The sequence below is a fragment of the Salegentibacter profundi genome (genome assembly GCF_054121475.1).
The window spans coordinates 104980-131967 of sequence record NZ_JBSYGG010000007.1 but is presented as its reverse complement, the minus strand read 5'-3'; the positions used below and the strand labels follow the sequence as shown (position 1 = coordinate 131967).

Genomic DNA, 26988 nt, shown 5'->3' with positions numbered 1-26988 from the left:
TATCCTTTATCTTCTTTCTAGACAAACCACGTTTTCTACATGATGGGTCTGGGGGAACATATCTACAGGCTGCACTTTGCTTACCTTATAGTGTTGGTCCAGCATAGCCAGATCCCTGGCCTGAGTAGCTGAATTGCAACTTACATACACAATTCGTCTGGGCAAGATACTAATTATTTGGCCCACTACATCCTTGTGCATCCCGTCCCGTGGAGGATCTGTGATGATAACGTCCGGATGTCCGTGTTTATCGATAAAACTTTCGGTGAAGACCTTTCTCATATCCCCGACAAAAAACTCAGTATTGGTTATCCCATTGCGCTTTGCATTTTCCCTGGCATCAACAATAGCCTCTGGAACCGCTTCCACCCCAATTACTTTATTAGCATCTTTGGCTATGAACTGAGCGATGGTACCCGTGCCGGTATAAAGATCATATACTAGTTCCTCACCGGTTAATTCGGCAAAATTTCGAGTGATTTTGTAAAGTTCATGAGCCTGGGCGGAGTTGGTTTGATAAAAGGACTTGGCGTTAATTTTGAATGTAAGACCTTCCATTTCCTCAAAGATATGGCCACGGCCTTTATAACATATGACTTCCTGGTCATAAATAGTATCATTTCCTTTTCCATTGATCACATACTGAAGGGAAGTGATCTGGGGAAATTTTTCTGCAATGGCCTCTAAAAGCAATTGACGCTTTACGGTATCTTCTTTGAAGAACTGAATAAGGACCATGAGTTCTTTTGTAGAAGTGGTGCGGATCATAAGGGTGCGCAGTAGCCCTTTTTGTTCCCTGGTATTGAAAAACTCCAAACCGTGCTGGGTTGCGAACTCCTTTACAAAATTTCTGATCGCATTGCTTGGGTCCTCCTGGAGATGACATTTTTCGATATCCAGGATCTTGTCCCACATCCCCGGAATATGAAAGCCTAAAGCGTTTTTATCTTTGATATCTTTTCCGCTTTGGATTTCCTCGATGGTAAGCCATCTACTGTCACTGAAAGAAAACTCCATTTTATTCCGATAGAAATAAATTTCTTTGCTGCCCAGGATAGGGGTGACTTCTGGCAACTCGATCTTTCCCAAACGTTGAAGGTTATTGACCACCTCCTTTTCTTTGTAGGCCAGCTGGTATTTATATTCCATATTCTGCCACTTGCATCCACCGCATACTCCAAAATGCCTGCATACCGGTTCGGTGCGTTTGTCGGATAAGGTGTGGAATCTCACTGCGGTGCCCTGATAGAAAGCACGGCGCTTTTTGGTGGTTTGTACATCGGCGGTATCCCCGGGAACCGCGTTGTCTATAAAAATCACTTTTCCGTCCGGAGCCTTGGCAATACTCTTGCCTTTAGCTCCGGCATCGATAACTTCAACAGCTTCAAAGAGCTTGTTTTTATTCCTTCTTGCCATAGCGCAAAAATAGGATAAATGCTAAGATTTAATAGCCCGGCCTTTGAAAAATTCAGGAAACATTTAGTAATTTGCAGGAATTCAAATTTTGGATGATTTCTCTCCTAATCTGAAATTTTCAGCTTAAAGAAGGAATTGCAGAAAAGTAATATAAAATTATTGAAAATGCCATTAACCAAAATTTCATCTTCACAGGAAGCTATTAATCTGGAAGACAAGTATGGAGCTCACAATTACCATCCATTACCTGTGGTCTTAAGTCGCGGTGAAGGGGTACATGTGTGGGATGTAGAAGGAAAAAAATACTATGATTTTCTATCGGCTTATTCGGCGGTAAATCAAGGGCATTGTCACCCCAAAATTGTTGAAGCCCTTTGCAATCAGGCTGCTAAACTTACCTTGACTTCCCGTGCCTTTCATAATGATGTACTGGGGCCTTATGAGAAGTTTGCCTCGGAATACTTTAATTTTGATAAGCTGCTTCCCATGAATACGGGAGCAGAAGCGGTTGAAACCGCAATTAAGATCGCCAGAAAATGGGCCTATGAAAAGAAGGGTGTGGAAGAAACCGAAGCCCAGATCGTGGTTTGTGAGAATAATTTCCATGGAAGGACAACAACCATCATCTCTTTTTCAAACGATGAAGAAGCCCGGAAAAACTTTGGACCCTATACTCCCGGTTTTCTAAAGATTCCTTATGATAACCTAGAAGCCCTGGAAGATACCCTTAAAAACAACAAAAATATAGCAGGATTTATGGTGGAGCCCATTCAAGGAGAGGCCGGGGTTTACGTGCCCTCAGAAGGTTACTTGAAACGCGCCAAAGAGATCTGCCAGAAATATAATGTCCTTTTTATAGCAGATGAGGTGCAAACAGGGATTGCTCGTACAGGTAGATTGCTGGCAGTGGATCATGAAGAGGTCAAACCCGATATCCTGATCCTGGGAAAAGCCATTTCGGGAGGAGTATATCCTGTATCCGCGGTACTAGCCGATGACAGGGTGATGGAGGTCATCAAACCCGGACAACATGGTTCTACCTTTGGTGGCAACCCATTGGCAGGCGCTGTTGCAACAGCTGCCCTGGAAGTGATCAAGGAGGAAAACCTGGCAGAAAATGCTGAGAAGCTAGGAGGCTTATTCCGACGGCTGCTTAATGATTACATCAGGGAGTCTGAGATTGTAGCACTGGTTCGTGGAAAAGGATTGCTGAACGCTATAGTGATCAATGATGCTCCGGAAGGTGATACCGCCTGGAATATTTGCATGGCCTTGAAAGAAAATGGCCTTCTGGCAAAGCCAACCCACGGGAATATTATTCGTTTTGCGCCACCACTGGTGATGAACGAAGAACAACTGAAGGATTGTGTTGATATCATAACTACAACCCTAAAGGAATTTGAAAAATAAATTCCGATTGGATTAAATAGAATTCTCAACAAAATGCCCTCCTTATCGAGGGCATTTGATTTTAAAGTAATTGAAGAGTTAAATTGATTTAATTCACTGTAAATAAACTCGTTAACAGGTATAAATCAAGGTTTGAAAACCAAAGAATAGGTTGTGGTTTATCCAGTCCGGGCTTTAGTTGCAGAATCCAAGACCTATGGATTTTTCAGGTGAAAGTTTCCTATTCCATTGACCTTATAATTTCCTCCATGGCTTGCTGATAACCTTCTATTCCTCCGTAAATAAACAGCATGACAACAGAAGCGATGAGATTAAGCCCGCTTAAGACAAGTCCTATTATGGCTAATATTCTTCCTGTTTTAACATTTTCATAGCCGGTGTAGAGTTCAGGATTGGCATTATAGATTTCCGTGGCTCGTTTGGCCATTACCAGGGCGATGATACCAAAAATAACACCTAAAATTCCATAACAACAACAGCCAATTATAGATAGGATACCGAAGATTAGGATGAGCGTGGAATTGGGTAATTGTGTACGTTCCATAAAAATATATTAATTGGTTAGTTGAATAAATTCATACATTTTGTAGCCATAATTAACCGCCATTATTATTCCGGCAAAAATGATCAAGCCAATTTTTACCTGATAATCACCCTTGAACTTAAAAAAAAGGTTGAGTACTAAAAAGGCAAGGAGAAGTAAAATAGGGTAAATGGCCGGATACATATAAAAGGCTTCCGTGAAATTACCCTGGATAACAAGAAATGCAGCTCGTTGTCCTCCGCAACCAAAGCATTCCATACCTAACAGGCTTTTATTTAAACACGGTAACATATATTCTTCCATCTGGTATCTTCAGTATTTGATGTTATCAGGTTTGACGGAAAGGGTGTTAAGCCTATGAATGGTTTTTTCACAAGTCCCTTCGTATAAAAATAATCATATTGTTGGTTATCTTAAATCTTTTTGCTAAAAATCATTGAAATCATCCGGGGAAACCTGTAGCCCAGCATCCTTTAAATGGGATCTCTTTAAAAGAAGTTATTGGTAATCCCCAAAGCAGGATACAATTAGAAAATCAGGTGAAGCAGCTTAAAAAGCTTCATAATTAGCTTAACTTTGTCAACCTACAAGTTCCCTTTAGAATTGGAATTAGGAGGCTTGTCAAAAATTTATTTTGAAATGAAGAATACACAATTAATCAATACTATCCTTATTGTCCTGGGCGGGGGGCTACTACTTTATGCCATCGCCGCTGAGGATGCTAACCAATATATCAAGATTGCAGGCCTGGTAATTATAATGCTTGGTCTCTTTAGAGCAACGAATTTTTGGGTAGTAACCAAGGATGACCATAAAGAAGACAACAGCGAAGATAAACCCTGATGGAATTTAAACCTGGAGATAAAGTAGCAGCACTTGATGACGATCTGGAAGGTGTAGTGATTCGGGCCGATTTGGATTGGGTCACCATTGAAACAACCGAAGGTTTTGAGATGGATTTTCCTCCTTCCGAACTGGTGAAGATCGATACGCCTATTGAGGAGCTTCCTGTAGATAAGGATTTTAATAGCTTGATGGAGGAAAAGCGTCCTTCAAAAAAGCAGAAAACCAGACGCGTTAAGCCTAAAGAACGCAATGCACCGCCGATGGAAGTGGATCTTCATATCGAAAAACTGGTGAATAATTATAAGCCAATGAGCAATTTTGATATCCTGAACCTGCAAATGGAAACCGCCAAAAGACAACTGGAATTTGCAATGAGAAAAAGGATCCAGAAGCTTGTCTTTATTCACGGAGTTGGAGAAGGGGTGCTCAAAGCTGAACTGGATTACCTGCTAGGGCGCTATGATAACTTAAAATTTTACGATGCCGATTACCAGAAATATGGGCAAGGAGCCACCGAAGTTTATTTTTATCAAAAAGACCTAAAGGGATGATTACCAAAGGGCGGTATCATCTTCCTCGTCAGGAGTTTCCTCTTCAGGTTCTTCCACATTGCTAACCCCAGTGACACTAAAAAACCCGAGGCTATACTGGTCAAACCTTATTTCCTCCCCACTACCATCTTGTTTTACGAAATTGAAATTCTGTATGACAATATCAGAACGGTAATTGCGGTTTATACTATGGTCAATAACTTCAGTATGCTCGTTATAGGGCTCAGTGAGTTCTGGGTTCAGGTAATTAGGCCTATCGGCCAGTTGAAGGCTTTGAGGATTAAGAAGGTCATCACTTCTTACTTCATATTTGGTTAAAGCGCCGTCACCATCATCATCAGGATCCAGGTAATTCGGGGTGCCGTCCTCATCGGTATCTCTGTACCCTTCTGCGGTGGGGTCACCATCACCGGTCTTTATTTCTGTACTGGTGCGCACATTATCTCCATCGTCATCGATATCCAGGTAATCGGGGATTCCATCTCCATCGGTATCACCATGAGAAGTGCTCTGCGGGTTTTGAGCCTGATCAGGATCCATAAACTCGTCGATATTTTTTATCCCATCTCTGTCGGCATCATCCTGGGGACCGATATCATTAAAGCGGGTGCTTATTACCACGGTGCCTTCAGTGGTGATGTATTCCTCTATCACTGACGGTTCCCTGGAAGGAACGGCATTACAGAAATAATCATCCGGTACCTCACCGTCATATAGCCGGTAAATCATTTTGTTGTCGCCTGTTAATGTTATCTCTATTGGCTGGTCTGTGTTCCGGCTTAGCAACATTTGGTCTTCATCCAATTGCCTGGAGGTTAATTGAAGAGACATCGATTCATTGACGTCCTCATTATTGATCACGTAAAGAACTTTTTGGTCTCCCAGGCCACACAGGCTCAATTGGCTATCTTCCAGATCGAAATTCGTCACTATAATGTCTCCGTTATCACAAGAACTCAATCCCAGAAAAATGAGAAAAATTAAAAAAAACTTTTTCATTAATGCGCTTTTCAACAAAAATAGCGCAAATATGGATTTTTATGGCCTTCATCCTTAAAATTATTTTTATTTCATTTAATTTTGTTTTCCATGAAAAATGTATACTTAGACTCTGCCGCCACCACGCAAATGCGTGAGGAAGTGATTATCCGAATGACCGATGTAATGAAAGAGGTTTACGGAAATCCTTCATCCACTCATAGCTTCGGAAGATCTGCTAAAACCCTTGTGGAACAGGCCAGAAAAACCGTAGCAAAATATCTGAATGTCAAACCCGCTGAAATCGTTTTTACCTCTGGAGGTACTGAAGCTGATAACCTTGCTTTGAATTCCGCTGTTCGGGATCTGGGTGTAGCGCGCATCATTACCACCAGGATAGAACATCATGCCGTACTTTATACCATCAATCAGCTTCAGGAGTGTTATGATATCGAGGTGGTATACCTAAACCTGGATTCCTGTGGCAATGCTGATCTTGACCAACTGGAGGAACTCCTTAAAAATTCAGAAAAAAAATCCCTGGTCAGTCTAATGCATATTAACAATGAAGTTGGAAATCGCATGGACATTAAAAAGGCGGGTAAGATTGCTCATGCCCATAATGCCCTATTCCATTCTGATACCGTACAATCCGTAGGACATTATGAACTTGATTTCAGTGAGATTCCAGTAGATTTTACAGCCGTTAGCGCACATAAATTTCATGGTCCCAAGGGCGTTGGATTTGCCTTTGTGAGAAAGAATACCGGTCTTAAACCCCTTATTTTCGGAGGGGAACAAGAACGTGGACATCGGGCCGGGACCGAAGGTGTGCACAATATCGTGGGTCTGGAGGAAGCCCTAAAACTTTCCCTGGAAAACCTGGAAGAGGAAAAGGCTTATGTTTCAGAACTCAAAGAGTATTTCATAGAAAAGTTGAAAGAAGATATTCCAGGAGTAAAGTTTAACGGAAACTGCGAGACTCCGGAAGCCAGCACCTATACCTTAGTGAACGTTTGTCTTCCCGTGCCTCCTCAAAAAGCATTGATGTTGCTCTTTCAGCTTGACCTTAAAGGAATAGCCTGTTCCAAAGGCAGTGCATGCCAGAGTGGAAGCGATAAAGGGTCTCACGTGCTTAATGCTTTTCTTTCGCAGGAGGATCTCAGCAAGCCTTCGATCCGTTTCTCATTTTCTCATTATAATACGAAAGAGGAATTGGATTACGTGGTGAAGGTGCTTAAGGAATTTATTGAATCATAATTCTGATCTTCACTTATATTATTGAAAAATCCCGCCAAGGCGGGATTTTTTTGTTAAGATTCCCATATTAGCCTGGTTCAGCTTTTTTTAAATAATTTAATTTACATAATATTGGTAATCCAAAATTCACGCGGATAACCAATCCAATCTTTGAAAAGTATGAGCCAGAATATTGAAAAGCTTAACGATAAAATTAAAAAAGCCCATCTGGGCGGTGGTGAAAAGCGCATCGAGAGCCAACATTCAAAAAAAAAGCTTACCGCCCGGGAACGTCTGGAATATCTACTCGATGAATCCTCCTTTGAGGAAATAGGAATCCTGGTAACGCATCGTACTACCGATTTTGGAATGGCTAAAGAAAAATATTACGGGGATGGTGTGGTTACCGGTTATGGTACCATAGGTGGCCGCCTGGTGTATGTCTTCGCCCAGGATTTTACGGTATTTGGAGGTTCCCTCTCTGAAACCCATGCGGAAAAGATCTGTAAAGTAATGGATCTCGCCATGAAGGTCGGGGCTCCCTTGATAGGACTTAATGATTCTGGGGGAGCACGGATCCAGGAAGGAGTGAAGTCCCTGGGCGGCTATGCCGACATTTTTCACCGTAATGTAAAAGCTTCTGGGGTTATTCCACAAATATCCGCAATTATGGGACCTTGCGCCGGTGGAGCCGTATATTCCCCGGCAATGACGGATTTCACTTTTATGGTTCAGGATACCAGTTATATGTTTGTAACCGGGCCTAATGTAGTGAAAACTGTCACTAATGAAGAAGTGACCTCGGAAGAATTGGGAGGGGCCAGTACCCACGCAACAAAATCTGGTGTAACCCATCGAACCGCAGTTAATGATATTGGATGTCTGGAGGATATTAAAACCCTTATCAGCTATATGCCCCAAAGCAATAAGCAAACTCCAGAGAAAATCCCTTTTACTCCCGGTGATGAATTAAGGAATGAATTGGAAAATATCGTACCTGAGAGTTCCAGTAAGCCTTATGATATGCACGAGGTAATAAATGGAATCATCGATAAGGAAACTTTCTTTGAGATTCATAAAGATTATGCGGATAATATTATTGTAGGTTTCGCAAGGCTTGGTGGTCGCAGTATTGGAATAGTGGCTAATCAGCCTATGAGCCTGGCCGGTGTGTTAGATGTGGATTCTTCAAAGAAAGCTGCTCGTTTTACCCGGTTTTGCGATTGCTTTAATATTCCTTTATTAGTGCTGGTCGATGTGCCAGGTTTCCTCCCCGGAACAGACCAGGAATGGAATGGTATCATCCTTAACGGTGCAAAATTACTTTATGCCCTTAGTGAGGCGACCGTGCCTAAGGTAACGCTGATCACGCGAAAAGCCTATGGTGGAGCCTATGATGTAATGAACTCCAAGCATATTGGAGCCGATCTGAATTTTGCCTGGCCCACAGCCGAGATCGCAGTAATGGGAGCAAAAGGTGCCAGTGAGATTATCTTCCGAAAGGAAATTAAGGAGGCTGACAACCCGGAAGCTAAATTGGCCGAAAAAGAAGCAGAATATGCTGAAAAATTTGCCAACCCTTTTGAGGCTGCACAGCGCGGGTTTATAGATGAGGTCATAATGCCTGGTCAGACCCGAAGAAAACTACTGAAGGGATTCAGTATGCTGGAAAACAAGGAAGTATTAAGGCCGGATAGGAAACACGGTAATATTCCACTCTAAAAATAAAATTAGCAACCATTAAACTAACTCAAATTATGAAAGACAATTATCAAGATGCCAAACTGAAATATGAACGGAAGGACCTGGAACTCGAATTTGTCAGACAGCGTAAGCTCCGGGAGGATGAATTGCTTTTAAATCATGTTTTTGATGAGACGGAGCTTCCCGACTGGGAATAAGCCTTAGCCGGATGAAATTCAATAAAATAGTTTGTGTAGATAACACCAAGCTAAATGACCACGCTCTTGAACAATTGCAGAAATACAGTGAGAGCAGCGTGGAGAATTATACCGCTTACCCTGAATCCGAAGCTGAAATTTTAAAGCGTATCGGTAATGCTCAGGCCGTTCTGGTTTCCTGGAGAACTCAGCTCACTGCGGGTATTATTGAGCAGTGTGAAAATCTGAAATACATCGGGATGGCCTGCAGCCTTTATGATACGAAGGCGGCCAATGTTGCCGTTGATTTTGCAAGGGAACGCGGGATTGAGGTTACTGGAATTTTTGATTATGGCGATCCTGGAGTGGTGGAGTTTATCATTTCTGAATTGATTAGACTTCTTCACGGATTTGGGGAAAAACAGTGGCAGGATATACCCATGGAGCTAACCGGGCGTAAGATCGGGATTATCGGGCTTGGAACTACGGGCCAGATGCTGGCCAAATGCCTACTTCCTTTCGGAACTGATCTTTATTATTATAGCAGAACCCGTAAAAAGGAATGGGAAACCAGGGGCGTTTCCTATCTTTCTTTGGATAAACTCCTGGAACATACCGAAATTATTTCTCTTCATCTTCCAAAAAACACCAGGTTGCTCCATGAGAGGGAGTTTGAAATTTTTGGAAAGGGCAAGGTACTGGTAAGCACTTCACTGGGTTTGCCTTTTGAGGAAGAAGCCTTTCAGAAATGGCTAAGGGGCAAAGGTAACTTCACAATAGTTGACGGTGATGCTGGCGCAGGACTCTCAAAGAGAAGTCTTCAACTGGAAAACCTTATCGCATACACTGAAAGTGCAGGATGGAGTAGGCAGACGAGAAACCGGCTTTCAGAAAAAGTGTTGGAGAAGCTAAAGAATTTCACTGAAAGTTAAAATGTCAGCGGAGACTTTAAAGGAAAGCGCAGGCCATAAATTCTTTTGGTAACCTTTGTTACTGAAAACTTCCTTAAATTGGGCTTAATTTGCAAGCAATTTAAAAAACACAGTATGGAATGGATTTTTGAACCTTGGCCCTGGTATGTTGCGGGTCCGCTTATCGCGTTAATTATGTTTATTCTGCTTTTTGTGGGAAAAAACTTCGGTATGTCCTCCAATCTGAGAACCATGTGTTCTATGTGCGGGGCAGGAGAGAAAGTGGAATTTTTTAAATTCGATTGGAAATCTCAGCGCTGGAATCTGATGGTGGTCATTGGTGCCATTATAGGAGGTTTTATTGGTGCTAATTTCCTTACCGAAGATCCTGCTGTAGCCATTAACCCTGATACTATTGCCATTCTTGAAAATCTTGGATTTGAGAGTGCAGGGGAGGCCTATCTGCCTACCGAACTTTATAGCTGGGAAGCCATTGGTGGAATTAAAGCGCTAGTAATTTTGTTGATTGGTGGAATTCTAATAGGTTTTGGTGCCCGTTACGGTGGAGGTTGTACCTCAGGGCATGCAATCTCTGGTCTTAGTGACTTGCAGTTGCCTTCACTTATTGCCGTGATCGGTTTCTTTGTTGGAGGCTTAATCATGATTCACCTGTTATTCCCGTTAATCTTTTAAACTGAAATTATGAGATCAATTATATACTTACTTATTGGAATGTTTTTTGGAATTGTTATGTTTAAATCTGAAGCCGCTTCCTGGTTTAGGATTTACGAAATGTTCCAGTTCCAGTCTTTTCATATGTATGGGATAATCGGATCAGCACTGATCCTGGGCATTATTGGCGTACAGATTATAAAAAGAAAGAAATTAAAATCAATAGACGGCAAGCCTATTGTATTTAACGACAAGGATAAAAGCTTTAGTCGTTATGCCTATGGCGGATTGGCTTTTGGACTAGGTTGGGCCCTTGCAGGTGCTTGTCCCGGCCCGATATTTACCCTTGTTGGTGCAGGATATCTCCCTATTTTGGTGGTGTTCGTGGGAGCCTTGATAGGAACTTATATTTATGGGCTTTTAAGAAATAAACTGCCTCACTAAAGAATTTGATAAAAGGAAGATCCCGCCCATACAGGTGGGATTTTTTTTTGGCAATTACTGTTTTTCAGCGATATAATAATAGGGCAGGGAGATGTGGAATTTTACCACTACCAGTCTTATCCCAATAACGATAATGGAGGTGGTGATATAGATCACATCTAAATTCGCTCCCAGAGCATGCATGATCACGAAAACCAGGCCACCCACAATGCAGGCGGTAGCATAGATCTCTTTTCTAAAGATCACAGGTATCTCATTACAGAGAATATCCCGAAGCACCCCGCCAAAGGTTCCGGTCATCGCGCCCAGGGCGATAGAAATTATTGGGTCAAGCCCGTTTCTTATTCCTATTTCGACCCCAGTGATAGTAAAAACACCAAGGCCGATGGTATCGAAGAGGAAAAGGGACTTTTTAAGGTAATTGATCTTGTTTCTGAAGATTATAGCCAGCACCGTGACTGCTCCTATCAGGTATATGTAAATGGTATTTTGCATCCAGTTCACCGGAGTATCTCCAATAAGAATATCTCTTAAGGTCCCTCCACCGCTGGCCGTAACAAAAGCAACGATGAAAATTCCGAAGAGGTCCAAACGGCGGTCCATTGCGGCTAAGGCTCCCGAAATTGCAAAGGCCATGGTTCCCAGGATGTCCAGTATATTAAAAATGCTTAGCTCCATTGGGACAAAGTTATGTTTTTAAAGGAAGCTTAGAGAATTAATTTTGTGAAGCAGTAATTTTTTTAGATTTTTAATGCCTCAGGCTTATTGGCAAATAGTTAAACTTAATCAATAATAAAGTAAGGTTTTAATTAAAGTTACTACCTTTATAATACTAATAAATAGTTATAAAAAATGAGCGAAAAAATAGAAAGAATAAAATGTCTTATCATCGGGTCCGGTCCTGCAGGATATACTGCAGCAATATATGCCGCCCGTGCTGATTTAAATCCTGTAATGTACACCGGAATGGAGCCAGGCGGTCAATTAACCACTACTACTGAAGTAGATAATTTCCCCGGGTACCCTGATGGGATTGATGGACCGCAAATGATGGTTGACCTGCAAAAACAAGCGGAACGATTTGGAACACAGGTAAGAGTAGGAATGGTTACCGAAGTAGAATTTAGTGATAAAGTAGGCGGTATTCACCGTGCTTGTGTAGATAACGCTAACTGGGTGGAAGCCGAAACTGTGATCATCTCTACCGGTGCCACCGCCAAATATTTGGGCTTGCCTAGTGAGCAAAAATTACGTGGAGGTGGAGTTTCTGCCTGTGCGGTTTGCGATGGTTTCTTTTACAAGGGCCAGGATGTGGCCATAGTTGGAGGTGGCGATACTGCTGCTGAAGAAGCTACTTACCTTGCCAATATCTGTAATAAAGTGACTATGCTGGTAAGAGGTGACCAAATGCGAGCTTCCAAGGCAATGCAACATCGGGTGACCAGTACAAAGAATATTGATCTTCGGTACCACACAGAGGTGGATGAGGTTCTGGGAGATCAGGTTGTGGAAGGCTTGAGAATGGTCAATAATCAGACAGGAGAGAAAGAAGAGATAAAGATCACCGGTATGTTTATCGCTATTGGACATAAACCCAACACCGATATTTTTAAAGGGAAACTTGACATGGATGACACCGGCTATTTAATTACACAAGCTAAATCAACCAAAACCAATATCCCGGGAGTATATGCTTCAGGTGATGTTCAGGATAAGATTTATCGTCAGGCTGTAACGGCTGCAGGAACAGGCTGTATGGCCGCCCTGGATGCCGAACGGTATTTGGCTGAAGTAGAAAGCCAAGAAGGAGAAGAGGTAAAAACCACCAAAAAGGTGGAAGCCTAAAGAGCACACATATACAGTTAAAAAAGCTTCGGAGAATCATTTCCGAAGCTTTTCAATTAGGGGGAAAAACTGGAATTAATATTCAAGCTTGATCTCTGCTCTAACCTTGTCTAACAGGTCTATTAAAAGAAGACTTTTCTCAAAGCTCATTTCATCGCTTTCAATACGTCCTTGTTTTAACATTTCCTGCACATGAGCAGCTTCAAAATTATAGCCATTGGTGAGGACTTCGAACTCCCTGATGATTTCCTTACCATCTGTGATGATTTTAAGACTCGAAGGTTCGTGAAAACGCGTGTTGACTATGATTTTGGCCGATTCGAACTCGATTTCCGCAGTAGTCGGGGTTTTGTTGATAACGCTGCTATGTAAGCGGGCTTTTACCTTTTCTGGATATTCTAAATAGATATCGCAATCTTCATCGATTCCTGTTCTTCCAATACTGGCCTTTGCTGATATCTTTTGAGGTACACCTAATAAACTTAAGGCTAAGAAAACAGGATAAATTCCTATATCCAGGAGACTGCCTCCACCCAGTGCCTTTTTAAAAAGCCTGTTGTGCTCATCGAATTCTGCGGAAAACCCAAAATCTGCTTTTAGATCTAGGATCTTCCCATATTTCTTTGATGCAACGATTTCCAGTAAGGCCTCAAAATGGGGGAGAAATTGGGTCCACATGGCTTCCATCAAAAAGACATTCTCCTTTTTAGCCATAGCGATCATTTCCTGGACCTGGCCTTTATTAATGGCAAATGGTTTCTCGCAGAGTACCGCTTTTTTATAGCTTAAGGATAACTTGGTGTGCTGGTAATGAAAAACATGGGGAGTGGCAATATAAACTACATCCACTTCCTTATCCTCAAGCATCTGTTGATAAGAACCGTATGCCATTGTTGCATTGTGCGCAATGGCAAACTCCTTAGCTTTTTGATGGTCCCTACTGGCCACTGCATAGAGCTCAGCGTCTTTAACGTGTTTTAAATCGGTGCAAAATTTTCCTGCGATTTTCCCCAGGCCGAGTACACCCCACTTGGTTTTATTCATTGTTGTCGTGTTTTTCAAAAGGTGTTTTAACAAATATTTCGATGATCAGTGCAAGTCCCATTACCAGCAAGCATCCAACCAGGTTTAACCATAAATAGGGCATGGCATCCAGAAAATAAAGGGCTATTATAACCAATTGAGTAATGATTGCTGCGATAAAAACAGAATTGCTTCTCACTTTTTTTACGAAAAAGGCCAACAAGAAGATCCCGAGTACGTTACCATAGAAAATGGAACCGATAATATTGACCAATTGTATTAGGTTATCAAATAAACTGGCAAGGCTTGCAAAGGTGATGGCTATTACGCCCCATAACAGGGTGAACCATTTGGAGGCATGGAGAAAATGAATCTCAGAGCGGTCAGCTTTGATGCCTCGACGATAAATATCAATGGCCGTTGTAGATGCCAGAGCATTGAGTTCCGATGCTGTGGAGGACATGGCCGCCGATAGAATCACAGCCAGTAAAAGACCTATAAGGCCTCGCGGCAGGTTATTAAGAATAAAGTGAATAAATACGTAATCTTTATCATTGGTTTCTGCATCCTTGTCACCCGCCTTGATAAATTCACGACCTAATTCCCGCGCATTGGCTTCCGCAAGATTGAGCTGTGTAATCGATTTCTTCAAGTTTGTTTTCTCCTGGGAACTGAGGGTTTTTGATTCCCCGAATTCCATGCTGAGTTGCTGTTTGTCTTGCTGGATCTGGTTATAGGTGTTTTCCAGTTCCCTGTATTGCTCAGCATATTCAGAGGTTAAAACACTTTGGGTGGCTGCCGGATTAAAATTAAGGGGCGCCGTATTGAACTGGTAAAACACAAAGACCATTACCCCTACAAGTAGGATGAAGAATTGCATAGGCACCTTTAAAAAACCATTCATGATCATTCCCATCTGGCTTTCTCTTAATGATCTTCCGCTTAAATATCGTTGTACCTGGCTTTGATCTGTTCCAAAATAGGAAAGGGCCAGGAAGGTACCCCCGATAATCCCGGTCCATACTGTATACCGGTTTTCCAGGTCGAAGGAAAAATCGAGCACTTCCATTTTTCCGCTGGCCCCTGCAATTTCCAAAGCATTGCTAAAATTGATGTCTTCGGGAAGGTAATTCAGGATGAGCAAAAAGGTAATGAACATGCCAATAAAGATCACGGCCATTTGTTGTTTCTGGGTCACATTAACCGCCCTTGTTCCCCCGGAAACCGTATAAATGATAACCAGTACCCCGATGAGAACTGTAAGCCCGTTAAGGTTCCATCCTAACACCGCTGAAAGAATAATGGCCGGGGCAAAGATGGTGATTCCGGCAGCAAGGCCGCGTTGAATTAAAAAAAGAAGTGCGGTTAGCGTTCGGGTTTTCCGATCGAAGCGAGTTTCAAGGTATTCGTAGGCTGTATAGACTTTTAACCGGTGATAAATAGGAATAAATACCAGGCAAATGATCACCATTGCAATGGGGAGACCAAAATAGAACTGTACAAAACCCATCCCGTCATGAAATGCTTGTCCAGGGGTGGATAGGAAGGTAATGGCGCTTGCCTGTGTTGCCATGACCGAGAGGCCCACAGTCCACCATTGGGCCTGATTTCCTCCCCGGATATAATCATGGACATTCTTACTGCCTCGCGATTTAAAAACTCCATAAATCACTATAAAGGCAAGGGTGCCAGAGAGAACAATCCAATCTATAATTTCCATATCAGGAGAAGGTCTTCATTATAAAATAGAACAGAATCAGGTAAATCGCATTAATGATCAGTACCAAGGTATAGGACTTTTTCCAGATGTATTTTTCAGGTTTATTCATTGTTTTCCTATTGAAACCATATTAGCAAAAAGCCGATAAGCTCCTGGAACTCCTTCAGGGAACTGTCTGAAAAAACTTAAACCGGTATAGATAAAATAACCATCTCCATATTTTGCAACCAGTAAACTACCCAGACTTGGTTCTTCGCCTTGGTCAGCTAGGGAGAGGATGGGTGTGAAATCTTTACTCCACTGGTCCGGAAAATAAAGACCGCGCTCCTGTACCCAGTTTTTAAAATCATTTTCCGTAATCTTATTAGGAAAATTTAAAACCGGATGGTTTTTGCTGACAAATTTAACCTGTGCTTTTTCATCGGTGACCCGGTCACGTGAAATCTGGAGTGGGAAAGGCGCTGGGTTATCTACTTTCAGTCCACGGCTAGTATTATATTGAACAATAAGGGTTCCGCCATTTTTAACGTATTCCAGGAGGGATTTTTGTCCAAACCTGAGTTCTTCGACCACATTATAAGCTCTTATCCCGGTTACTACAGCATCGTATTTCTTAAGGGATTTCGAGGAGATTTCGCCTGGTTGCAGCTGCTCCACCCGATACCCGATTTGTTCGAGGCTTTGAGCTACCGCATCTCCGGCACCTTCAATGTAGCCAATGTGTTCTCCCTTTTTCTCAATCTCAATGCGCACTGCCTTTAACTTAGCAGGCATCAAAAGGCTTTGAAGAGGAATATGCTTATAATCTATTTGAGTTAATTTATCGGAATATTCCCTGTCTCCAATTTTGGTAATGGGCATGAGGTAGGTCTCATCCTGGCCTTTTGGTGGAATAATCTTAAAGGTACGAATGGCAGTACCTCCTTTTTGATTGATGGAATAAGAAGTTTCCTCAGGAAGGACTTTCCAGTTATTTCCAGCTTCTAGGCTCAGGATTCCACTGAGGCTATCCTTTCCGGCTTCTACCACTACGGAAACAGAACGGGGTTCCGCACTTTCAAATACCTCTACATCCTTCTCAAAAGAAACAGAAACCTCAGGTATGATCACAAAAGGCCGGTAAGTTTCTCCAAGGACAGCATCATTAAATTTATATATAACCGGTCTTTCGATAGGAATTTCTGTGCCATCAAAGTTCATTATGAAATGGACCTGGATTTGGTCAGGGGTTTCCGGAAGTCCTATAAGCTCAGGATTGGGTACTTTGTACATTCCGATAGTGGGGTCTTCCCTGAGCCAGTAAGGATTGGTTATTTCTGTCGATTCGGGAAGTCTCAATAAAAGCTCTTCTTTCCAGGAGTGGTTGTTATCCATGGTCGTATTAACCGGGATGCTGGAATTATTAGGACTTAAGACTACGGAGTTAAGCTTGATTGGAAAATCGCTGCGATTGATGGCTTCCAGGTTAAGCTGAACTTCCTCTCCTTTGGTGGCGGAAGGGCTTGCCGATACCGCCTCAAGAAAAAGCCCTGAACAGGCAAGAATAATTTTCTTGATGTGTCTTGACTTTACTTCTCTCCAATGCTCATTTTTGAGCTCTTTGATAAGCTTGTAGGCTTCTAAGAGTTGTGGGAGACTCTGGGAGGGATCCCTAAAATTAAATTCAGCCTCAACCTTAGCAAGAATTTTTCCGATTTCTTTTCCGCCATCAATCCTGCTCCAGCTGGTATCGATGCCTTCAAAAACACCAGTTTGCGGCATACTCCCTTTGATGAGTTCCAGGTATTCTTTGCTCTGGCCTCGGGTTCCTGTGCTTCCAAAACCTTGAGATTGATGCTGACTGCGGCTTACTGCCGCAATTTCTGAATTTGAAAGACCGAGTTGAGGGAAATATACCCCGACATCGAGAGAAAGCATATCGGATTTATCAGCTTCCTCGAAAGCTTCCCGACTTCCATAAAACCAGTAGGAAGTATTAAAGAACACTCTTTGGGGTTGAAAAACGGATGTAAATTTCAATTGCTCTGGAAAGGCAGTGGGTTGACCTGCCAATTCAAAGGCTTCCAGGCTTAAAATGGCTGACGAGGTATGATGGCCATGAGTACTGCCCGGGGAACGGTGGTCAAAGCGATTTATGATTACATCGGGTTTGAATTTCCTTATAGCCAGTACCACATCACTTAAAACTTTTTCTTTATCCCAGATTTGCAGGGTTTCTTCCGGATTTTTTGAATAGCCGAAGTCGTTAGCACGGGTAAAAATCTGCTGGCCTCCATCAATTTTCCGGGCAGCCAGTAATTCCTGGGTGCGTATTAATCCGAGTTGCTCTCGTAGTTCCGGGCCGATGAGATTTTGTCCTCCATCACCTCGAGTTAAAGAAAGATAGGCTACCCGAGCATGGCGTTTGTTGGAAAAATAGGAAATAAGTCTGGTGTTTTCATCATCTGGATGAGCTCCGACATATAAGACGGAACCCAGAAAATTTAACTTCTTAATTTCCTGATGAATTTCTGAAGCATTCAGTTTCTCGGGTTTTTGTGCCTGGGCATATCCCAGCACTAAAAACAGAAAAAGGCTTAAGATTTTTGGCATGTAATCTAAAATTATGTCTTTCTCAAATATAATAACTTTAGCGGCTCTGACGGTAGTGCCTTGCGCTTTAACATTTAAAGCGCCTCTTTTCCTTCATCGCCATACCCGTCTTTTTCTATCAATGAAACTGCTTTTTGAAGAATTAAATTGTTAGGATAGGTGATTAGCTCACCTTCTAAAGTCCTTAAATGCAAATGGAAAGCCTTTATGTCTTCAATAATTGCTTCAATAGGTAAATCCTTATCATGGATCTTTATTTTGTCACCTATTTTGTAGGGAAAACTAAAAAACAAAATAATTCCCGAGGTAATATTACTTAGAATAGACCAAATGGCGAATAATGCCACTCCGAGTACAGCAAAAACAGAAGAAAAAACCAGGGATAGTTCGGCAAGGCCTACACCCCAGGCCAGTGAAAGCAAAAAAGCTGCGATCAGAAGGATAAGGATGTTTATATACTGAAACATCAGCCTGGTACGGGTAATATGTATTTCTCCTCTTTGTCCTACGCGGTGGGCCGCCTTTCTAAGAATGAACTGAATAAAAAGCAGTACGATTATGGTAATAAGTGTATATGCGATTTCGTTGCGATATGAGCTGAGGATCTCGTACATTTAAGTTAATTATTTGGATTAAATAATATGTTTCAAAATATTGTAAATCAGTTTTTTAATTCAAAATCTCCCAATATCCAGGAGCGTGTCGTAAACCAGGTGTGTAGGAAGACCCACCACGTTAAAATAGCTACCCTCAATATGTGTAATTCCTATAAGACCTATCCATTCCTGGATGGCATATCCTCCTGCTTTATCGAATGGTTTGAATTGATCCACATAATAATCGATCTCCTCTCTGGTGAGGTCTTTAAAAGTTACTTTGGTTTTTGCATTTACAGTATGTTGCTTTTTGGAGGTGGTAAAACAAACCGAGGTGATTACATGGTGGGAGTGACCAGAGAGATCGCTTAGCATAGCTTTAGCTTCCTCCGGGGAACTGGGTTTACCCAGGGCTTTCCCTTTATGGCAAACAATAGTATCACTGGTAATGAGGATCTGGTGTGATTTTATTTCTTTTTGGAAGGCTTCAGCTTTGAGGGCTGCAAGAAAATCAGTGATTTCCTCATTCTCCAGCGAGGGGGGATACACCTCTTTAACAGGCCGTACATCAATGCTAAATGGTATGCCTAACTCCCTGAAAAATTGTTGTCTCCGGGGTGATCCTGAAGCAAGGATGATCTCTTTGTCCTTTAGAAAATTTTTCAACATAAATTATCGTAGTAATATTTGATGAAAACCGATAGATATTAATCCGAAAAATAAGATTATTTTAAGGATTAGGCTTAACCTGGTAAAGTCTTTTTTTTCCGAAGCACTCCAGATCTGGACCATAAAAAACAACAATGGAGCGAGAATGAGAATCAAGACATACAAAACAGCGGTGGTATTTTCAAATAGATATGAATACAAATAATAGAGTATGGCAATTAAGGGGATAAGGCCAATGGCAAAGATTACCTTATTGGTCCGGGCAGTACCCAAAATGATGGGAAGGGTCTTTCCGCCGGAATTATAATCTCCTTTGAGGTCTTCCTGATCCTTAACCATTTCCCTTAACAAATTGATGAAAAAACCGAAAAAGGAATAATCCAGTAAAATTGCAAAATACATCGCCTGGTGTTCCCTGTTGACCGCATTGATGGCCGGAAGGAGATCGAAAATCCCTGGAAGGGCGGCAACCCCAGCCACTAAAAAGCTCACCGCTATATTTCCTGCTAAAGGAACATTTTTAAGATAGGTGGAATAGATATAAAGTAGGGCAGAACTAAAAATAAACAAGGCAGAGAAGGCGGGTAGACCGATTACGTTGGCCAGGTAAAAACCAATGCCCACTCCAATGACATTGAGGCTAATAAACCAGTTAAATCCTGCCTTTTCAGATACTCCATTTCCGATGTAAAGCTTCTTAGGCTTATTGATCCTGTCTGAAGTCACATCATAGATGTCGTTGATGATATAACCTGCGGCGGCCAGGCACAGATTGGCTAAAATCAGCAGGGCATAACCGAAATCACTAAGGGCAACAGCTGCCGAAGTACTTTTAAAGAAAGCATACCGGATTAGTATTAGGCAAACAGCCACAAAGAGAAGGTTTCCAAAACGTATGAGTTTTAAAAATTTAATTAGCTTCATTATTTCGTAACTGCTTTTAGCCCTACCAAAGAAATAATCAGGGTGCTTAGGAAAAAAATACGCCAGAAATGAACAGGTTCTTTAAAGACCAGGATTCCCAGGATGACTGTGCCTACAGCTCCTATTCCCGTCCAAACAGCATAGGCGGTGCCGATAGGTAAGGTTTGGGTTGCTTTATAAAGCAAAAACATGCTTAAAAACAGACAGATCAAAAACCCGATCATCCACCAGGTTGCCGCACTGCCATTGCTGAATTTGGCCTTTCCCAGGCAAAAAGCAAACCCGACTTCAAATAATCCAGCGATCAGTAGAATTACCCAGTTCATTTAGTCTTCTATCCATTTGCCCTGAACCTTCATCACTTGTTCGATAATATCGCGCACACAACCTTTGCCTCCCTTTCTATGGGATACGTATTTGGAGATGTTTTTGATTTCTGCTACCGCATCCTGGGGGCAGCAGGGAAGCCCGATCTTTTGCATCGCGTAGTAGTCCGGAATATCGTCACCCATATAGAGGACCTCTTCAGGGCTTATTTCGTAAAGATCGAAGAATTCATCCATTTGCGTTACTTTGTCCTGGATGCCCAGGTAAATGTCAGTAAGTCCGAGACCGCGCAATCGACTTCTAACGCCTTCATTCTTACCTCCGGATATAATGCAAACTGTATAACCAGCCTGATGAGCAGCCTTCAGAGCAAAGCCGTCTTTCATATTCATGGTGCGAAGGAGTTCCCCTTTGGTGCTTATTTGAATGCTTCCATCGGTTAACACCCCATCTACGTCAAATACAAAAGTAGTAATGTCATTAAGGTGTTCTTTATAATTCTTTTCCATAGAATTCCTGGATAGATTGAGTTAATAATTTATAGAGTTCCTGTCGTTTGGGATCCAGCATTCCCAAATGACTGGATATTGTCTGCTTGTCGTTTCTTAGAGCGGGGCCAGTTTGAGATTCCAGGGGGGTCAGATTCTCAAGTTTATCCACAGTTTCCCTGATAAGGGGCTTGAGTATTTCAAAGGAAATTCCATTTTCCTTGCAAATTTCGGCCCCCAGCGCATATAGATGATTCGTGAAGTTATTCACGTACACCGCAGCCAGGTGCAAGGCTTTTCGTTGCTCGGAATCTATTTCAAAAATCTTCGTGGAAATTTCCCTGGCAATTTCTTTTAATAGGCTAAGATTTTCGCTGTTATTGGCTTCGAGGCCTATTGGAATTTCCCTGAAATCGACTCCCTTTTTCTTCGAGAAAGTCTGTACCGGATAAAAAACACCGCGATTTTTGAATTTATCCAGTGCTTTTAAGGGTACACTTCCGGAGGTATGCAAAACCATAGCGCCATTATCTTTAAGTAAAGCCGCAATTTCAGAAATAATATCATCCTTAAGAGCGATCAGATAGACATCCGCCTTATCCAGTTGGTCTAGGGAAGTGGTAGTTGGAGCAAAATCTTTAAGGTCAACCAAGCTCTCAGGCCTGTGATTATAAACCTGCTGAAGCTTTATCTTCCCAGTCTTGGAAAAAGCTTTTGCCAGATGAAAAGCCACATTGCCGGCTCCTAAAATCACAAGGTTGATCATTTGGCTAAATTATTAAAAATTTGTCTGGATTTAAAGGTGGGAGATTGAATAGATTTTAATCTGCTAACTGGTTAAAATTTCATAAATTTGCGGCCGTTTAAAGCCTTATCTCCATGCAGAATAAAATTGCCTCTGTTCTTTTTTCTACCCGTCTTTTAGCTGTCTTATTTGTAGTATTTGCCGTAGCCCTTGCACTGGGCACTTTTATTGAAAGCTGGTACACTATAGAAACCGCCCGAGTTATGATCTATAACACCTGGTGGTTCGAAGGTATTATGCTTCTCTTTGTAATTAACTTTGTAGGAAATATTAAGAGGTATCAGCTTTATAAACGCGAAAAGTGGTCCTCATTACTGCTTCACCTATCCTTTATTTTAATTCTTCTGGGCGCCTTTGTCACCCGATATATCAGCTATGAAGGGGTTATGCCCATCAGGGAAGGGGAGACCACCAATGTTTTCCTTTCACATAAGACTTTTATGACCACTTTTATCGATGGAGAGATAGAGGGAGAACCCAGAAGAAGGGTTCTTCAGGAAGAGGTGCTTTTTGCCCCGGAAACGGAAAACAATTATGTGCTTAATACTGACTTTAAAGGGCAACCGGTTAAGGTGGAAGCCCTGGATTTTATCCATGGCGCAGAAGAAACCCTTGTTCCGGTTGAGGATGGAGAAAATTATCTAAAAATAGTAGAAGCTGGTGCCGGAGATCGCCATGATCATTTCCTTAAAGAAGGGGAGGTGGAGAATATTCATAATGTCCTTTTTACCCTCAATAATCCTACAGAGGGCGCGATTAATATAGAATATGACAAAGCCAGTGATCAATACCTTATTAATTCACCATTCGAAGGGGACTTTATGAGGATGGCCGATCAGTTAAAAGGAGACCTGGCAAAAGATTCGACCCAGACCCTTATGCTGAGATCCTTATATAATATTGGGAATATGCAGTTTGTGATCCCAGAACCTATGATAAGAGGGAAATATGATGTGGTTCAAACCAAACAAAAATCCGAGGGTCAACCCGATGGAGTGATCCTGAAAGTCTCTTCTCAGGGTGAATCGCAAACCGTTAAATTGCTCGGTGGGCAGGGGATTGTTAATGAGCCTAAAAAAGTTGAGTTGGCCGGTCTTGATATTTTTCTGAATTATGGCAGTAGGGAAATAGAATTGCCCTTTAGTATAAAGCTCAATGATTTCATCGCCGATAAATACCCCGGAACCGAAAAGAGTTATTCTGCCTTTAAAAGTAAAATAGAAGTCATAGACCAGGAGCACGGGAATTTCCCCTATGAAATATACATGAACCACGTGTTGGATCATAAAGGATATCGTTTTTTCCAGGCTAGTTTTCATCCTGATGAAAAAGGAACCGTTCTTTCTGTGAATCATGATTACTGGGGAACCTGGATCACCTATATTGGATACACCCTGCTTTATATAGGTTTGATGTGGATTCTCTTTGCACCGGGGTCCCGTTTTGGAAACCTCAAAGTGATGCTTGACAAGGTAAAGTCCAAGAAGAAAAATCTCGCAGGAATCCTCGCCTTTTTACTGATTCCCCTTAGTGGCTTTGCCCAGGATCAGGGAGAACCAGATCATGCGCACATCGAAGCGCAACAGCGGCAGATAGATTCTATCTTACAGAAAAATGCAGTCAAGGATGACCATGCTGCTGAATTTGGGAAACTGGTTATTCAGGATGCCGGTGGAAGAATGAAACCCGCAAACACCTATTCTTCTGAATTATTGAGAAAGCTTAGCAAAAAAGATTCCTATAAAGGGCTGAGTTCAGATCAGGTGCTGATTTCTATTACCGAAAATCCAACTATCTGGTATACGGTGCCGCTTATTTATGTCAAACCTAATAATGACAGTATAAGGCATATTGCCGGGGTTAAAGAAGATAAAGAGTACTTGGCCTTAACCGATTTTTTTGATAACAATGGTTCATACAAACTCTCCCCTTATTTGGAAGAGGCCTACCAGGCAGCAGTGCCTAACCAGTTTCAGAAAGATTTTATCGAAACGGATAAAAAGGTCAATTTGATGTATCAGGCACTTCAGGGTAAAGTGTTGAAGATTTTTCCGATTCCTGAGCACGAAAATAATAAATGGGTATCCTATCCAGAAGTTGAAGAAGCCGGGTTTAAGGGAATGGATTCGGTTTATACCAAACAAATCCTTCCCCTATACATGAATGCCTTGCAGGAAGCTAGAAAGAGCGGAGATTATACCCGGGCGGAAGAATTCCTAAGCAGCATTAAGGGTTTTCAAAAGAAATTTGGAGCAGAGGTCTTGCCTTCGGAAGAAAGGATTAATGCGGAGATCACTTATAATAAATACGATGTTTTTAGAAATCTTTTCTGGATGTATATGGTTGCAGGGCTTTTCATGCTGGTGGTGGTCATCGTACAGATTTTTTCAGATAATAAACCAATCAGAATTCTGATCACATCGAGTGTTGTCATTATAAGTTTGTTGTTTGTTGCCCATACCTTAGGACTTGCGGCTCGTTGGTACATTTCCGGACACGCTCCCTGGAGTGATGCTTATGAATCAATGATTTATGTTGCCTGGGCCACGATGTTTTTTGGTCTGGCCTTTGGAAGAAATAGTAATCTCACCATCGCCTCAACAGCCTTTGTCACTTCTATGATCCTGATGATCGCACACTGGAACTGGATGGATCCCTCTATTGCTAATCTGGAGCCGGTACTGGATTCCTACTGGTTGATGATTCATGTATCGGTAATCGTAGGAAGTTATGGTCCTTTTACCTTAGGAATGATTTTGGGTGCAGTAGCCTTACTGCTTATGATAATGACAACATCCAAAAATAAAAAGAGAATGGACCTTACCATCAGGGAAATTACTATCATCACCGAGATGGCTCTTACTGTAGGTTTGGTGATGTTGACCATTGGAAACTTTTTAGGTGGCCAATGGGCCAATGAAAGCTGGGGGCGTTACTGGGGCTGGGATCCCAAGGAAACCTGGGCGCTGATTAGTATAATGGTGTATGCCTTTGTAATTCATATGAGATTGATTCCCGGACTTAGAAGCCGTTGGTTCTTTAATTTTATGGCTATTGTGGCTTTTGCCAGTATTTTGATGACGTACTTCGGTGTTAATTTCTACCTTGCCGGCTTACACTCATACGCCAGTGGGGATAAGGTGATCACTCCTAGCTTTATATATTATGCAGTAGCAGTGGTAGCCCTGCTTGGAGCTGTATCTTACTGGAGATTTCAAAAATTTTACTCCAAGAAAAAATAAATACCTTTTTCTATAAAATAAAAAATCCTGCCGTGGTGCAGGATTTTTTGTTAAATACAGGGCCAGTTGGTTTATTTCAACCCTCCAACCATATCTTTTGGCTGAACCCACTGGTCAAATTGCTCTGCGGTCACGTGTCCTAATTTAACGGCTTCTTCCTTTAAGGTCGTGCCGTTTTTGTGTGCTTGATTGGCTATTTCTGCCGCCTTATAATAACCAATTTTAGTATTGAGGGCGGTCACTAACATCAGCGAGTTGTTTAAATGTTCATTGATGCGCGGGGTGTTGGCCTGGATGCCTGAAGCACAATTCAGATCAAAGGATACGCAAGCATCCCCTAGTAGTTGTGCGCTTTGAAGCAGGTTTGCTGCCATTACTGGCTTAAATACATTAAGCTCAAACTGGCCCTGCATTCCTCCAACGCTTAAGGCTACATCATTTCCAACTACCTGGGCACATACCATAGTTAAAGCTTCTACCTGGGTAGGATTAACTTTTCCTGGCATAATAGAAGAACCCGGTTCATTGGCAGGAATGGTGATTTCTCCAATTCCGCTGCGTGGTCCGGAAGCGAGCATTCTTATATCGTTAGCAATTTTATTAAGCGAAACGGCAAGTTGTTTTAAAGCACCGTGTGTTTCCACAAAAGCATCGTGCGCTGCCAGGGCTTCAAATTTATTGGGTGCAGAGGTAAAGGGTAGGTCGGTGAATTTCGCGATGTATTCGGCAACTCTTTTTGAATATCCCTTAGGGGTATTTAGACCTGTTCCCACAGCGGTCCCTCCCAGGGCCAGTTCAGAAAGATGGGGTAAGGTATGCTCAAGGGCTTTGATACCATAGTCTAATTGCGCCGCATATCCGCTGAATTCCTGTCCCAGGGTCAGGGGCGTAGCATCCATAAAGTGCGTCCGTCCGATCTTTACCACCTCTTTGAATTCTTCCGATTTCTTCTTAAGGGTGTCTCTTAATTTCTTAACTCCCGGAAGGGTCACCTGGGTTATCTTTTTATAACCGGCAATATGCATTCCAGTAGGGAAGGTGTCGTTTGAGGATTGTGATTTATTGACATCATCGTTAGGAGAAAGTGTTTTCTCACCCTGGCCAATGGTTTTTCCGGCTATTTGATGGGCACGGTTAGCAATGACCTCATTGAGATTCATATTGCTTTGGGTGCCACTTCCCGTTTGCCAGATTACTAGTGGGAATTGGTCGTCATGTTTCCCGGCAAGGATCTCATCGCAAACCTGAGCTATATAATCTCTTTTTTCTACCGGGAGTGCTCCTAATTCGCAGTTGGTATAGGCAGCCGCTTTCTTTAAATAGGCAAAACCGTAAATAATTTCCATTGGCATACTGGCTGGCGGTCCAATTTTGAAATTGTTTCTAGAGCGCTCGGTCTGGGCCCCCCATAATTTATCAGCCGGTACCTTGACTTCTCCTATGGTATCCTTTTCTATTCTGTATTCCATAATTTTAATTATTAGTTCTCTTACAAATTTACAAGTTAAGCGGTTTCTTTTGCTTTAAATGAGGTAAAATTTAAACCTGTAAAGCAGGCAAAATATTTGGAAGACCTAAAATTTGAATTTTATTTATGAATTACTCCCGAGAGTTCATATATTTGAACCTGATTCAAAAATTTTTGAAATTATGTTCGAATTCGATCAGTACCTTGGTTTCTTGGCTTTCCTTGTTATTTTAACGATTGGATTCTGGCTTATGATCTTTTTAACGGCTATTGTGCCTTACTGGATAGGTGGTTCGGTTATGGAATTGCTTAAAGAGAAAAAAGAAGCCAGGAGAAAAGCTAAAGAAGAAAAAGCATAAAAAAAGGGACCTCTCAGCGTCCCTTTTTTTGTATCTGAT

At 42.0% G+C, this 26988-nt stretch carries 27 protein-coding genes; 12 read left to right on the top strand and 15 right to left on the bottom strand.

Annotation, left to right across the window (positions count from 1 at the left end; genetic code table 11):
- Positions 1-6 precede the first annotated feature (6 nt).
- Positions 7-1416: a 23S rRNA (uracil(1939)-C(5))-methyltransferase RlmD gene (gene rlmD / locus ACW6NC_RS10810; protein ID WP_457865966.1), complete on the bottom strand. Its 1410-nt coding sequence runs from the start codon at positions 1414-1416 to the stop codon at positions 7-9.
- Positions 1417-1581: 165 nt separating this feature from the next.
- Here rlmD and rocD point away from each other — a divergent pair, with 165 nt between their 5' ends.
- Positions 1582-2826 carry an ornithine--oxo-acid transaminase gene (gene rocD / locus ACW6NC_RS10805; RefSeq protein WP_457865965.1) on the top strand — a complete coding sequence of 415 codons (1245 nt, stop codon included), beginning with the start codon at positions 1582-1584 and terminating at the stop codon, positions 2824-2826.
- A gap of 220 nt (positions 2827-3046) precedes the next feature.
- On the opposite strand, the gene ACW6NC_RS10800 is transcribed toward rocD, so the two are convergent.
- On the bottom strand, positions 3047-3370 hold the full coding sequence (locus tag ACW6NC_RS10800) for a CCC motif membrane protein (protein ID WP_457865964.1): 324 nt from the start codon (positions 3368-3370) through the stop codon (positions 3047-3049).
- Positions 3371-3379: 9 nt separating this feature from the next.
- A complete protein-coding gene (locus ACW6NC_RS10795) occupies positions 3380-3661 on the bottom strand; it encodes a DUF2752 domain-containing protein (RefSeq protein ID WP_457866019.1) in 282 nt (93 codons plus the stop codon).
- Positions 3662-4009: 348 nt separating this feature from the next.
- Between ACW6NC_RS10795 and ACW6NC_RS10790 the strand changes: the two genes are divergently transcribed.
- A complete protein-coding gene (locus ACW6NC_RS10790; RefSeq protein WP_457865963.1) occupies positions 4010-4213 on the top strand; it encodes a hypothetical protein in 204 nt (67 codons plus the stop codon).
- Positions 4213-4767 carry a Smr/MutS family protein gene (locus ACW6NC_RS10785; RefSeq protein ID WP_457865961.1) on the top strand — a complete coding sequence of 185 codons (555 nt, stop codon included), beginning with the start codon at positions 4213-4215 and terminating at the stop codon, positions 4765-4767. Before ACW6NC_RS10790 ends, ACW6NC_RS10785 begins: the two co-directional genes overlap by 1 nt.
- Here ACW6NC_RS10785 and ACW6NC_RS10780 read toward each other — a convergent pair whose 3' ends face one another.
- Entirely contained in the window at positions 4768-5766 is a 999-nt protein-coding gene (locus ACW6NC_RS10780) for a hypothetical protein (RefSeq protein WP_457865959.1), read from the bottom strand. It lies immediately after the preceding gene.
- A gap of 90 nt (positions 5767-5856) precedes the next feature.
- On the opposite strand from ACW6NC_RS10780, the gene ACW6NC_RS10775 reads away from it, so the two are divergent.
- From ACW6NC_RS10775 to ACW6NC_RS10750, 6 genes are all read left to right on the top strand, one after another.
- On the top strand, positions 5857-7005 hold the full coding sequence (locus tag ACW6NC_RS10775; RefSeq protein WP_457865957.1) for a cysteine desulfurase family protein: 1149 nt from the start codon (positions 5857-5859) through the stop codon (positions 7003-7005).
- Between the two features lie 159 nt (positions 7006-7164).
- Positions 7165-8706 carry an acyl-CoA carboxylase subunit beta gene (locus ACW6NC_RS10770; RefSeq protein WP_457865956.1) on the top strand — a complete coding sequence of 514 codons (1542 nt, stop codon included), beginning with the start codon at positions 7165-7167 and terminating at the stop codon, positions 8704-8706.
- Positions 8707-8741: 35 nt separating this feature from the next.
- Positions 8742-8885 (top strand): hypothetical protein, encoded by a 144-nt coding sequence (locus ACW6NC_RS10765; RefSeq protein ID WP_457865954.1) that lies wholly within the window; start codon positions 8742-8744, stop codon positions 8883-8885.
- Between the two features lie 11 nt (positions 8886-8896).
- Positions 8897-9796 (top strand): NAD(P)-dependent oxidoreductase, encoded by a 900-nt coding sequence (locus tag ACW6NC_RS10760; RefSeq protein WP_457865953.1) that lies wholly within the window; start codon positions 8897-8899, stop codon positions 9794-9796.
- A 114-nt stretch (positions 9797-9910) separates the two neighbouring features.
- Positions 9911-10468, top strand: coding sequence for a YeeE/YedE family protein (locus tag ACW6NC_RS10755; protein ID WP_457865952.1), 558 nt, complete (start codon positions 9911-9913; stop codon positions 10466-10468).
- Between the two features lie 9 nt (positions 10469-10477).
- Complete coding sequence (locus ACW6NC_RS10750) at positions 10478-10891, top strand: DUF6691 family protein (RefSeq protein ID WP_457865950.1); 414 nt, start codon at positions 10478-10480, stop codon at positions 10889-10891.
- 54 nt (positions 10892-10945) lie between these two features.
- Here ACW6NC_RS10750 and ACW6NC_RS10745 read toward each other — a convergent pair whose 3' ends face one another.
- Complete coding sequence (locus ACW6NC_RS10745; protein WP_457865948.1) at positions 10946-11569, bottom strand: trimeric intracellular cation channel family protein; 624 nt, start codon at positions 11567-11569, stop codon at positions 10946-10948.
- Between the two features lie 174 nt (positions 11570-11743).
- Between ACW6NC_RS10745 and trxB the strand changes: the two genes are divergently transcribed.
- On the top strand, positions 11744-12736 hold the full coding sequence (gene trxB / locus ACW6NC_RS10740) for a thioredoxin-disulfide reductase (RefSeq protein ID WP_457865946.1): 993 nt from the start codon (positions 11744-11746) through the stop codon (positions 12734-12736).
- A 75-nt stretch (positions 12737-12811) separates the two neighbouring features.
- Here the strand turns inward: trxB and ACW6NC_RS10735 are convergent, their stop codons facing one another.
- The 9 genes from ACW6NC_RS10735 to ACW6NC_RS10695 all read right to left on the bottom strand — a co-directional run bounded on the left by ACW6NC_RS10735 (position 12812) and on the right by ACW6NC_RS10695 (position 21841).
- Positions 12812-13780, bottom strand: coding sequence for a Gfo/Idh/MocA family protein (locus tag ACW6NC_RS10735; protein ID WP_457865944.1), 969 nt, complete (start codon positions 13778-13780; stop codon positions 12812-12814).
- The gene (locus tag ACW6NC_RS10730) at positions 13773-15479 is read right to left on the bottom strand and encodes a sodium:solute symporter (protein ID WP_457865942.1); all 1707 of its coding nucleotides are present in this window, start codon (positions 15477-15479) and stop codon (positions 13773-13775) included. The genes ACW6NC_RS10735 and ACW6NC_RS10730 overlap by 8 nt, the downstream gene beginning before the upstream one ends.
- Positions 15480-15584: 105 nt before the next feature.
- Positions 15585-18071, bottom strand: a complete 2487-nt coding sequence (locus tag ACW6NC_RS10725) for a PIG-L family deacetylase (protein WP_457865940.1) — start codon at positions 18069-18071, stop codon at positions 15585-15587.
- A 74-nt stretch (positions 18072-18145) separates the two neighbouring features.
- A complete protein-coding gene (locus ACW6NC_RS10720) occupies positions 18146-18685 on the bottom strand; it encodes a mechanosensitive ion channel domain-containing protein (protein ID WP_457865938.1) in 540 nt (179 codons plus the stop codon).
- 60 nt (positions 18686-18745) lie between these two features.
- Positions 18746-19336 carry a Maf-like protein gene (locus tag ACW6NC_RS10715; protein WP_457865937.1) on the bottom strand — a complete coding sequence of 197 codons (591 nt, stop codon included), beginning with the start codon at positions 19334-19336 and terminating at the stop codon, positions 18746-18748.
- Positions 19337-19339: 3 nt separating this feature from the next.
- Positions 19340-20260, bottom strand: a complete 921-nt coding sequence (locus ACW6NC_RS10710) for a geranylgeranylglycerol-phosphate geranylgeranyltransferase (RefSeq protein ID WP_457865935.1) — start codon at positions 20258-20260, stop codon at positions 19340-19342.
- A complete protein-coding gene (locus ACW6NC_RS10705) occupies positions 20260-20586 on the bottom strand; it encodes a DMT family transporter (RefSeq protein ID WP_457865933.1) in 327 nt (108 codons plus the stop codon). Before ACW6NC_RS10705 ends, ACW6NC_RS10710 begins: the two co-directional genes overlap by 1 nt.
- Positions 20587-21096, bottom strand: a complete 510-nt coding sequence (locus ACW6NC_RS10700) for a KdsC family phosphatase (RefSeq protein WP_457865931.1) — start codon at positions 21094-21096, stop codon at positions 20587-20589.
- Positions 21080-21841 (bottom strand): Rossmann-like and DUF2520 domain-containing protein, encoded by a 762-nt coding sequence (locus tag ACW6NC_RS10695; protein ID WP_457865930.1) that lies wholly within the window; start codon positions 21839-21841, stop codon positions 21080-21082. The genes ACW6NC_RS10700 and ACW6NC_RS10695 overlap by 17 nt, the downstream gene beginning before the upstream one ends.
- 113 nt (positions 21842-21954) lie before the next feature.
- On the opposite strand from ACW6NC_RS10695, the gene ccsA reads away from it, so the two are divergent.
- Positions 21955-25122 carry a cytochrome c biogenesis protein CcsA gene (ccsA, locus tag ACW6NC_RS10690; RefSeq protein ID WP_457865928.1) on the top strand — a complete coding sequence of 1056 codons (3168 nt, stop codon included), beginning with the start codon at positions 21955-21957 and terminating at the stop codon, positions 25120-25122.
- A 71-nt stretch (positions 25123-25193) separates the two neighbouring features.
- Here the strand turns inward: ccsA and fumC are convergent, their stop codons facing one another.
- Complete coding sequence (gene fumC, locus ACW6NC_RS10685) at positions 25194-26591, bottom strand: class II fumarate hydratase (RefSeq protein WP_457865926.1); 1398 nt, start codon at positions 26589-26591, stop codon at positions 25194-25196.
- Between the two features lie 181 nt (positions 26592-26772).
- Between fumC and ACW6NC_RS10680 the strand changes: the two genes are divergently transcribed.
- On the top strand, positions 26773-26949 hold the full coding sequence (locus ACW6NC_RS10680; RefSeq protein WP_198536999.1) for a hypothetical protein: 177 nt from the start codon (positions 26773-26775) through the stop codon (positions 26947-26949).
- Positions 26950-26988: the final 39 nt, after the last annotated feature.